Raw genomic sequence first — 8,541 nt, forward strand, 5'->3', positions numbered from 1 at the left:
CCCTCGTCGAGATAGGTGATCCGGTCGGTCATCGGCGCCAGCGCGATGGCGTCCGAGCCGAGATACATCTCGCCGTCGCCATGCCCGATGGCCAAGGGCGAGCCCTTGCGCGCGGCGACGATCAGGTCGTCCTCGCCGTCGAAGAGGAAGCAGAGCGCGAAGGCCCCCTCGAGCCGCGCGATGGTGGCCACCGCCGCCTCGCGCGCGGACATGCCGCCCGCCATGAACCGCGCGCAGAGCTGCGCGACCGTCTCGGTGTCCGTCTCGCTCTCGAAGTTCGACCCGGCGAGCTCGGCGCGGAGTTCGCGGTAGTTCTCGATGATGCCGTTGTGCACGACGGCGACGGGCCCGGTCTGGTGCGGGTGCGCGTTCGACACGGTCGGCGCGCCGTGGGTGGCCCAGCGGGTATGGCCGATGCCGGTCTTGCCGGGCAGCGGCCGGTGCACCAGCGTGTCGGAGAGGTTGATGAGCTTGCCGACCGCGCGGCGCCGGTCGAGCTGCCCGTCCTGGAGCGTCGCGATGCCCGCGCTGTCGTAGCCGCGGTATTCCAGCCGCTTCAGCGCCTCGAGGATCAGCGGCGCCACCTCGTGGGTGCCGAGAATGCCGACGATGCCGCACATGGGCCTACCCCTTCCTCTGCGCCTTGATGGCCCTCAGCCGCTCCATCAGCTTCACGGCGAGGCCGGGCTTGTTCACCTGTTTCGCGCGCCCGAGCGCCAGCGCCCCCTCCGGCACGTCCTCGGTGACGACCGAGCCCGAGGCCGTCATCGCCCGGTCGCCGACCGTGACGGGCGCCACCAGCATCGTGTCCGACCCGATGAAGGCGTGCCGCCCGATCACGGTGCGGTGCTTCATCACGCCGTCGTAGTTGCAGGTGACGGTGCCCGCGCCCACGTTCGTGCCCTCGCCGATCTCGGCGTCGCCGATGTAGCTGAGGTGGTTGACCTTGGCGCCCTGGCCGATCTGGGCGGCCTTCACCTCGACGAAGTTGCCGATCCGCGCGTCGTTGCCGATCTCGGCGTCCGGGCGGAGGCGCGCATAGGGTCCGACGACCGCGCCCGCCGAGACGTGGCAGCCCTCGAGATGCGAGAAGGCGCGGATGCGCGCGCCGCTCTCGACGGTGACGCCGGGGCCGAAGACGACATGCGGGTCGACCACCGCGTCGCGCCCGATCACCGTGTCGGCGCAGAGGATCACGCTCTCGGGCCAGGTCAGCGTCACGCCGTTCTCCAGCGCCTCGGCGCGGAGCAGCGTCTGGAGATGCGCCTCGGCGGCGGCGAGTTCGGCGCGCGAGTTGATGCCGAGCGTCTCGGCCTCGGGGCAGAGGATCGCGGTGGCCGACAGCCCCTCGGCGACGGCGAGGCCGACGATGTCGGTGAGGTAGTATTCGCCCGCCGCGTTGTGCGGCCCGATGCGCGACAGAAGCCCCATGAGCACGCCGCGATCCGCCGCGACGAGGCCCGAGTTGCAGAGGCTTATCGCCAGTTCCTCGGGCGTCGCGTCCTTCGCCTCGACGATCCGCAGAAGCCTGTCGCCCTCGATCACGAGGCGGCCGTAGCGGCCCGGCTCGGCCGCCTCGAAGCCCAGCACCACCACGTCGTGCCGCGCCCGCGCCGCGCGCATCCGCTCAAGCGTCTGCGCCGTGACGAAGGGCGTGTCGGCATAGAGCACGACCGCGTCGCCCGCGAAGCCTTCCAGCGCCGGGGCCGCCTGCATCACCGCGTGGCCCGTGCCGTTCTGCGCCTCCTGCCGGACGCAGATCGCGGCGGGTTCGATCCCGGCCACCGCCGCCTCCACCGCCTCCGCGCCGTGGCCCGTGACCACGACGATCCGCGACGGCTCGAGCGCGGCGCCCGCCCGCAGCGCATGGGCCAGGATCGGCAGCCCGCCGAGCTCGTGCAGCGGCTTGGGGAGGTCGGAATTCATCCGCGTGCCCGCGCCCGCGGCCAGCACGATGAGGGCGACCGGGGGCGCGATTTCGGCGGACGGATCGTCGGGGCGCTCGGAACCTTCGGCCATGAAACGGCTTTCCCTCGGTTTTCCTGCGTCCTAACAAGGGGGCAGGCCGCAGGCAACATGTGCCTCGGTCAATTTGCCCGACAGGGTGTTTCAGGGAATGCGCGGATCGCTGCCGATCCCGCGCGGGGCCTTCCGGGGGACAATGCGGCGCACGGTCATCTTCGATCTCGACGGCACCCTCGCGGACACCGCGGGCGACCTCATCGCCTCGGCCAATGCGGCGCTCGCCGCGATGGGCCATCCGCCGGGCCTGGTGCCCGGCCGGGACGACGCCACCGCCTTCCGTGGCGGGCGCGCGATGCTGGCGCTGGCCGCCGCGCGGCTCGGCCTGCCCGACCCCGAGGGCATCGTCGAGCGCGGCTATCCGCTGCTGCTCGAGGCCTACGGCGCCGCGCTCGACGTCCACACCCGGCTCTATCCCGGCGCGGCGGAGGCGGTGCTGCGGCTCAGGGACGGGGGGCTCGCCCTCGGCATCTGCACCAACAAGCCCGAGGCGCTGGCGCTGCGCCTGCTCGAGGCGCTGGAGCTCTCGGCCCTCTTCGACGCCGTCGTGGGCGCCGACACGCTGCCCGTGCGCAAGCCCGACCCCGCCCCCTACCGCGCCGCGGTCGAGCGGGCGGGGGGCGATGTCGCGCGCTCCTTCCTCCTCGGCGACACCGAGACCGACCGCAGGACCGCGCGGAACGCCGGCGTGCCCTGCGCGCTCGTCACCTTCGGGCCGGAGGGCGCGGGCGTCGCCCGGCTCAAGCCCGAGGCGCTCCTGTCGCATTTCGACGACCTGGACGCGCTGGTGGACCGCCTCCTGCCGCGCGAGCGCGCCGCGCAGGCTTGACCGGCGGCCCGCCTCTGCGGAAGGTGCGCGGCATGGACCACACCGTCTTCAAGGGCAACTTCACCCAGCAGGAGCCGATCCCCGAGGCCGCCATCGAGGCCGCCGTCGCCGTCCTGCGCACCGGGCGTCTGCACCGCTACAACCTCGCCCCCGGCGAGGCGGGCGAGGTCGCGCTCCTGGAGGAGGAGTTCGCCGCCTTCACCGGCGCGAAATACTGCCTCGCCGTCGCCTCGGGCGGCTACGCCATGTCCTGCGCGCTCCGCGCGATGGGCGTGGGCCACGGCGACAAGGTGCTCTCGAACGGCTTCACGCTGGCCCCCGTGCCCGGCGCCATCGCCAGCGTCGGCGCGGTCCCGGTCTTCGTCGAGACGACCGAGGCGCTGACCATCGACATCGACGACCTGGCGGAGAAGGCCCGCGAGAGCGGCGCGCGCGTCCTCCTCCTCAGCCACATGCGCGGGCACATCTGCGACATGGACCGCCTGATGGAGGTCTGCGGCGCGCTCGGGGTCGAGGTGGTCGAGGACTGCGCGCACACGATGGGCGCGGCGTGGAACGGCGTGCCGTCGGGGCGGCACGGGCGGGTCGGCTGCTACTCCACCCAGACCTACAAGCACATCAATTCGGGCGAGGGCGGGCTGCTCGTCTCGGACGATCCCGACCTCATGGCCCGCGCGATCATCTTGTCGGGAAGCTACATGCTTTATCCCCGGCACCGCGCAAGACCCCCTGTGGATACGTTCGAAAACGTAAAGCTCGAGACGCCCAATGTCTCCGGTCGGATGGACCACCTGAGGGCCGCGATCCTGCGCGTGCAGCTCGCCGACCTCGAAACGCGGGTCGACCGCTGGAACGCTCTCTACCGCACGGTGGAGGAGGGTCTGCGCAACACACCCGGCCTCCGCATCGTCGAGCGCGACCCGCGCGAGCGCATCGTCGGCTCCTCGATCCAGTTCCTTCTGCCGGGCTTCGCGGAGGGGCAGATCCGGATGCTCCTGGCGGCCTGCGCCGCGCGGGGGGTGGAGCTCAAGTGGTTCGGCGCGGAGGAGCCCGTGGCCTTCACCTCGCGCTACGACAGCTGGCGCTACGCCCCGCCGCAGCGCCTGCCGAGGACCGACGCGATCCTCGCGGGCCTCATCGACATGCGCCTGCCGCTGACCTTCTCGACGGAGGACGCCGCGCTCATCGCGTCGATCATCCGCGACGAGGTGCGCCGCGCCGCGCCCGCCGCCGCCGAATAGTCAGACGAGGCGCGAATTCTCCTTGGCCGCGCGGACGAAGTCGCGGAACAGGGGATGCGGCGCGAAGGGCTTGGACTTGAGCTCGGGGTGGAACTGCACGCCGATGAACCAGGGATGGTCCTTCACCTCGACGATCTCGGGCAGGCGTCCGTCGGGCGACATGCCCGAGAAGTGCAGCCCCTGCGCCTCCAGAGCCTCGCGATACTTGATGTCGACCTCGTAGCGGTGGCGGTGCCGCTCCTCGATGGTGGTGGAGCCGTAGACCTCGGCCACCCGGCTGCCCTCGGCCAGCACCGCGTCATAGGCGCCGAGGCGCATGGTCCCGCCCTTGTCGTCGTCCTGTTTCCGCGTGACCTTGTAGTTGCCCTGCACCCATTCCTTGAGGTGGTAAACCACGGGCGTAAAACGCTTTTTCCCCGCCTCGTGGTCGAATTCCTCGCTCCCGGCATCGCCGAGGTCGGCAAGGTGGCGGGCCGCCTCGATCACCGCCATCTGCATCCCGAGGCAGATGCCGAGGTAGGGCACCTTGCGCGTCCGCGCGAACTCGGCCGCCTTGATCTTGCCCTCGGTGCCGCGCTCGCCGAAGCCGCCGGGCACGAGGATCGCGTCGAACTCCTCGAGATACGGTGCCGGGTCCTCGCGCTCGAAGATCTCGGCGTCGATCCACTCGGCCTTCACCTTCACGCGGTTCGCCATGCCGCCATGGGTCAGCGCCTCGGCGATCGACTTGTAGGCGTCCTCGAGCTGCGTGTACTTGCCGACGATGGCGACACGCACCTCGCCCTCGGGGTTGTTGATCCGGTCGGCCACGTCTTCCCACCGCGTCAGGTCGGGGCGGGGCGCCGGGCTGATCTGGAAGGCATCCAGCACCGCCTGGTCGAGCCCTTCGCGGTGATAGGCGAGCGGCGCCTCGTAGATCGAGGCGAGGTCCTGCGCCGCGATGACCGCGTCGGGCCGCACGTTGCAGAACAGCGCGAGCTTCTCGCGCTCCTTCGCGGGGATCGGCCCCTCCGAGCGGCACACCAGGATGTCGGGCGCGAGCCCGATCGAGCGCAGTTCCTTCACCGAGTGCTGCGTCGGCTTGGTCTTCAGCTCGCCGGAGGCCTTGATGTAGGGCAGCAGCGTCAGGTGCATGAATATGCACTGGCCGCGCGGCTTCTCCTGCGCGAACTGGCGGATCGCCTCGAAGAAGGGCAGGCCCTCGATGTCGCCGACCGTGCCGCCGATCTCGCAGAGCATGAAGTCGACCTCGTCCTCGCCGATGCGGATGAAGTCCTTGATTTCATTGGTGACGTGCGGGATCACCTGGATCGTCTTGCCGAGGTAGTCGCCGCGCCGCTCCTTCTCGAGCACGTTGGAATAGATCCGCCCGGAGGAGACGGAATCCGTCTTGCGCGCCGCGACGCCGGTGAAGCGCTCGTAATGCCCGAGGTCGAGGTCCGTCTCCGCGCCGTCGTCGGTCACGAAGACCTCGCCATGCTCGAAGGGCGACATCGTGCCGGGATCGACGTTGAGGTAGGGGTCGAGCTTCCTCAGCCGGACCGTGTAGCCGCGAGCCTGGAGGAGCGCGCCGAGCGCCGCCGAGGCAAGACCTTTCCCGAGCGACGAGACGACCCCGCCGGTGATGAAGATGAAGCGCGCCATGTGCCGTCGGTGTCTCCCCGTGTCAGACCGGCGCCCGTTTGCGCGCCCGGTCTGAATTCGTCAACCACGGGATTTGAGGATATCAGGATTCGGAGGCGGGCCGCAATAGACCCGCTAGATGATGTTGGGCGCCTTGCACGGACGCCCAGCATTTGTGGATCGAGACCGCTCAGTCCGCGCGCGGCGGCAGGACCGGCGCGTCGCCCGAGGCGGGCGGCAGGAGGTCGCCCGCAGGCGGCAGGGCCGGGCCGTCCGTCGCGTCGGCAGGAGCCTCGACCCCGATCCGGTCGAGCACCGAGTCGCCCGCCGAGTTCTGCGCGGCGATGATCGTCAGCGTGAGCGAGGTGATCAGGAAGGCGATGGCGAAGGCCCAGGTCAGCTTGCCGAGCGCGGTCGCCGCCTGGCGGCCCGTCATCACGCCGCCGCCGCCGCCCATCCCCAGTCCGCCGCCCTCGGAGCGCTGCAGCAGCACGACCCCGATGAGACAGATCGCAAGGATCAGGTGGACGACGAGGATGACGTTTTCCATCGGCGGGTTCCTGTTCAGGTGCCGTGCGTTTGCGGCTACTTATGGGATGCGACAGGCCGCCGCAAGGCCCGCCTGTTCAACCATAAGGCGAATCGACCGCCCTCAGGCAAGTATTTCCTTTCAAACGAATGCACTTTCCGGTGAGCGACGGCATTCCTTGGCATACATTCCTGGGTGGCGCGGCCTGCCGCCGCACCCGCAACCACCCCGGCAGGCTCCGAATCGCGCCGGGTCCGGGGCCGGGAGAAAGCTGTTTCTTCCCGCGCGCCGCGCCGCTATAGCTCTGCGCGCATTTCCGGGGCCTCTGGCCGCGGAGGACAATCCAGATGCCCGCCGCGGCGGCGGGTCGGACGCAAAGAGGCACCGGAATGGCGAATGTCGTGGTCGTCGGCGCGCAGTGGGGCGACGAGGGCAAGGGAAAGATCGTTGACTGGCTGAGCGAGCGGGCGGACGTGATCTGCCGCTTCCAGGGCGGCCACAACGCGGGCCATACCCTCGTCATCGACGGCAAGGTCTACAAGCTGAACGCGCTGCCCTCGGGCGTGGTGCGCGGCGGCAAGCTCTCGGTCATCGGCAACGGCGTCGTGCTCGACCCCTGGCACCTCGTCGAGGAGATTGCGAAGATCCGCCAGGACGGCGTCGAGATCACGCCCGAGACTCTGATGATCGCCGAGAACACCGCGCTGATCCTGCCGATCCACGGCGAGCTCGACCGCGCCCGCGAGGCGGCGGCGAGCGCCGGGACCAAGATCGGCACCACCGGGCGCGGCATCGGCCCGGCCTACGAGGACAAGGTCGGCCGCCGCGCCGTGCGGGCCGCCGACCTCGCCGACCGCGCCACGCTCGAGGCGCGCGTCGACCGCGCGCTCCAGCACCACAACCCGCTGCGCAAGGGCCTCGGGATCGATGAGGTGGACCGCGACGCGCTCATCGCCCGCCTGCTCGAGATCGCGCCCGAGCTGCTGCCCTACGTCGGCCCCGTCTGGAAGGTGCTGAACGAGCGCCGCCGCGCGGGCAACCGCATCCTCTTCGAAGGCGCGCAGGGCGCGCTTCTCGACATCGATTTCGGCACCTATCCCTTCGTCACCTCCTCGAACGTGATCGCGGGGCAGGCGGCCACCGGCGTCGGCATCGGCCCCGGCGCCATCGACTACGTGCTCGGCATCGTGAAGGCCTACACGACCCGCGTGGGCGAGGGGCCCTTCCCGACCGAGCTCAAGGACGCCGACGGCCAGCGCCTCGGCGAGCGGGGGCACGAGTTCGGCACCGTCACGGGCCGCAAGCGGCGCTGCGGCTGGTTCGACGCGGCCCTCGTGCGGCAGACCTGCATGACCTCGGGCGTGAACGGCATCGCGCTGACCAAGCTCGACGTGCTCGACGGCTTCGAGACGCTGAAGATCTGCACCGGCTACGACCTCGACGGGCGCATCCTCGACTACCTGCCCTTCGCGGCGGAGGAGCAGGCGCGCTGCGTGCCCGTCTACGAGGAGATGCCCGGCTGGCAGGAATCGACCGAGGGCGCGCGTTCCTGGGCCGAGCTTCCGGCGGCGGCGATCAAGTACGTGCGCCGGATCGAGGAATTGATCCACTGCCCGGTCGCCCTACTCTCCACCTCGCCCGAGCGGGAGGACACGATCCTGGTGACGGACCCGTTCTCGGACTGACGGACACCACCGGCAGGAGGCGACATGGCACTCAGCTACAAGACACGCCGGAGGCTCTCGCTTCTCGTGCTGCTCGTGGGGCTTCCGGCCTATATCGGGCTCGCCTGGTATGTGGTGAGCCTGTTCGAGCGGCCGTCGCTCTGGGTCGAGCTCGGCGTCTACGTGGCGCTCGGCGTCGTCTGGGCGCTGCCGCTCAAGGCGATCTTCAAGGGCGTCGGACAGGCCGATCCCGACGCCCTGCCGGACGACGGGTCAAGACGCGACGGATCCCGGCGCGACGGCTCCTGACGGGGCGGTTCAGTCCCGGTCGCCGGGCCGGTTCAGGCGGTAGCGGCCGTTCGCGCTCTGCGACAGGACCCCGCGTTCGGACAGGACGGAGATCGCGGTCATCGCCTCGTCGCGGCCGATGCTCTCGTCGGTGGCCATGCGCACCAGCCGGATGAGCTGCACGCGCTTGAACTCCTCCTGGCCGAGATCGGTCGTGATGAACTCCGCGCCGAGCGCGATCACGTCCTCGACCTCGGTGGCGTCGCTCTCCTCGAGGAGACTGGCGAAGCGCATCGCGAAGTCGGGCAGGTCGCCGTGGGGCGCCGCGTCGTGCGCATCCTCGTC

The 8,541-nt window shown here is 70.5% G+C and carries 8 protein-coding genes and 1 pseudogene; 4 read left to right on the top strand and 5 right to left on the bottom strand.

What is annotated here, in order from left to right; all coding sequences use genetic code 11:
• Both ACTS11_RS14745 and glmU read right to left on the bottom strand, forming a co-directional pair.
• Window positions 1-620 (bottom strand): annotated as a pseudogene (locus ACTS11_RS14745) (glutamine--fructose-6-phosphate transaminase (isomerizing)); the annotation flags it as partial.
• Window positions 621-624: 4 nt separating this feature from the next.
• On the bottom strand, window positions 625-2,019 hold the full coding sequence (gene glmU / locus ACTS11_RS14750; RefSeq protein WP_442641061.1) for a bifunctional UDP-N-acetylglucosamine diphosphorylase/glucosamine-1-phosphate N-acetyltransferase GlmU: 1,395 nt from the start codon (window positions 2,017-2,019) through the stop codon (window positions 625-627).
• A gap of 142 nt (window positions 2,020-2,161) precedes the next feature.
• On the opposite strand from glmU, the gene ACTS11_RS14755 reads away from it, so the two are divergent.
• Both ACTS11_RS14755 and ACTS11_RS14760 read left to right on the top strand, forming a co-directional pair.
• Window positions 2,162-2,851 (top strand): HAD-IA family hydrolase, encoded by a 690-nt coding sequence (locus tag ACTS11_RS14755; protein WP_442641062.1) that lies wholly within the window; start codon window positions 2,162-2,164, stop codon window positions 2,849-2,851.
• Between the two features lie 32 nt (window positions 2,852-2,883).
• Window positions 2,884-4,092, top strand: a complete 1,209-nt coding sequence (locus tag ACTS11_RS14760; protein WP_442641063.1) for a DegT/DnrJ/EryC1/StrS family aminotransferase — start codon at window positions 2,884-2,886, stop codon at window positions 4,090-4,092.
• Here ACTS11_RS14760 and ACTS11_RS14765 read toward each other — a convergent pair whose 3' ends face one another.
• Together ACTS11_RS14765 and secG are read right to left on the bottom strand one after the other, a co-directional pair.
• Complete coding sequence (locus ACTS11_RS14765) at window positions 4,093-5,736, bottom strand: CTP synthase (RefSeq protein ID WP_442641064.1); 1,644 nt, start codon at window positions 5,734-5,736, stop codon at window positions 4,093-4,095.
• Window positions 5,737-5,905: 169 nt separating this feature from the next.
• Window positions 5,906-6,265 carry a preprotein translocase subunit SecG gene (gene secG / locus ACTS11_RS14770; RefSeq protein WP_442641065.1) on the bottom strand — a complete coding sequence of 120 codons (360 nt, stop codon included), beginning with the start codon at window positions 6,263-6,265 and terminating at the stop codon, window positions 5,906-5,908.
• Window positions 6,266-6,633: 368 nt separating this feature from the next.
• Between secG and ACTS11_RS14775 the strand changes: the two genes are divergently transcribed.
• Both ACTS11_RS14775 and ACTS11_RS14780 read left to right on the top strand, forming a co-directional pair.
• Window positions 6,634-7,929, top strand: coding sequence for an adenylosuccinate synthase (locus ACTS11_RS14775; RefSeq protein ID WP_442641066.1), 1,296 nt, complete (start codon window positions 6,634-6,636; stop codon window positions 7,927-7,929).
• A 24-nt stretch (window positions 7,930-7,953) separates the two neighbouring features.
• Window positions 7,954-8,217: a DUF2842 domain-containing protein gene (locus ACTS11_RS14780; protein ID WP_442641067.1), complete on the top strand. Its 264-nt coding sequence runs from the start codon at window positions 7,954-7,956 to the stop codon at window positions 8,215-8,217.
• A gap of 9 nt (window positions 8,218-8,226) precedes the next feature.
• On the opposite strand, the gene ACTS11_RS14785 is transcribed toward ACTS11_RS14780, so the two are convergent.
• The coding region (locus ACTS11_RS14785) for a hypothetical protein (protein ID WP_442641068.1) at window positions 8,227-8,541 on the bottom strand (315 nt) is incomplete at its 5' end.

The organism is Roseicyclus sp. (genome assembly GCF_052168335.1).
Taxonomy (GTDB): domain Bacteria; phylum Pseudomonadota; class Alphaproteobacteria; order Rhodobacterales; family Rhodobacteraceae; genus Roseibacterium.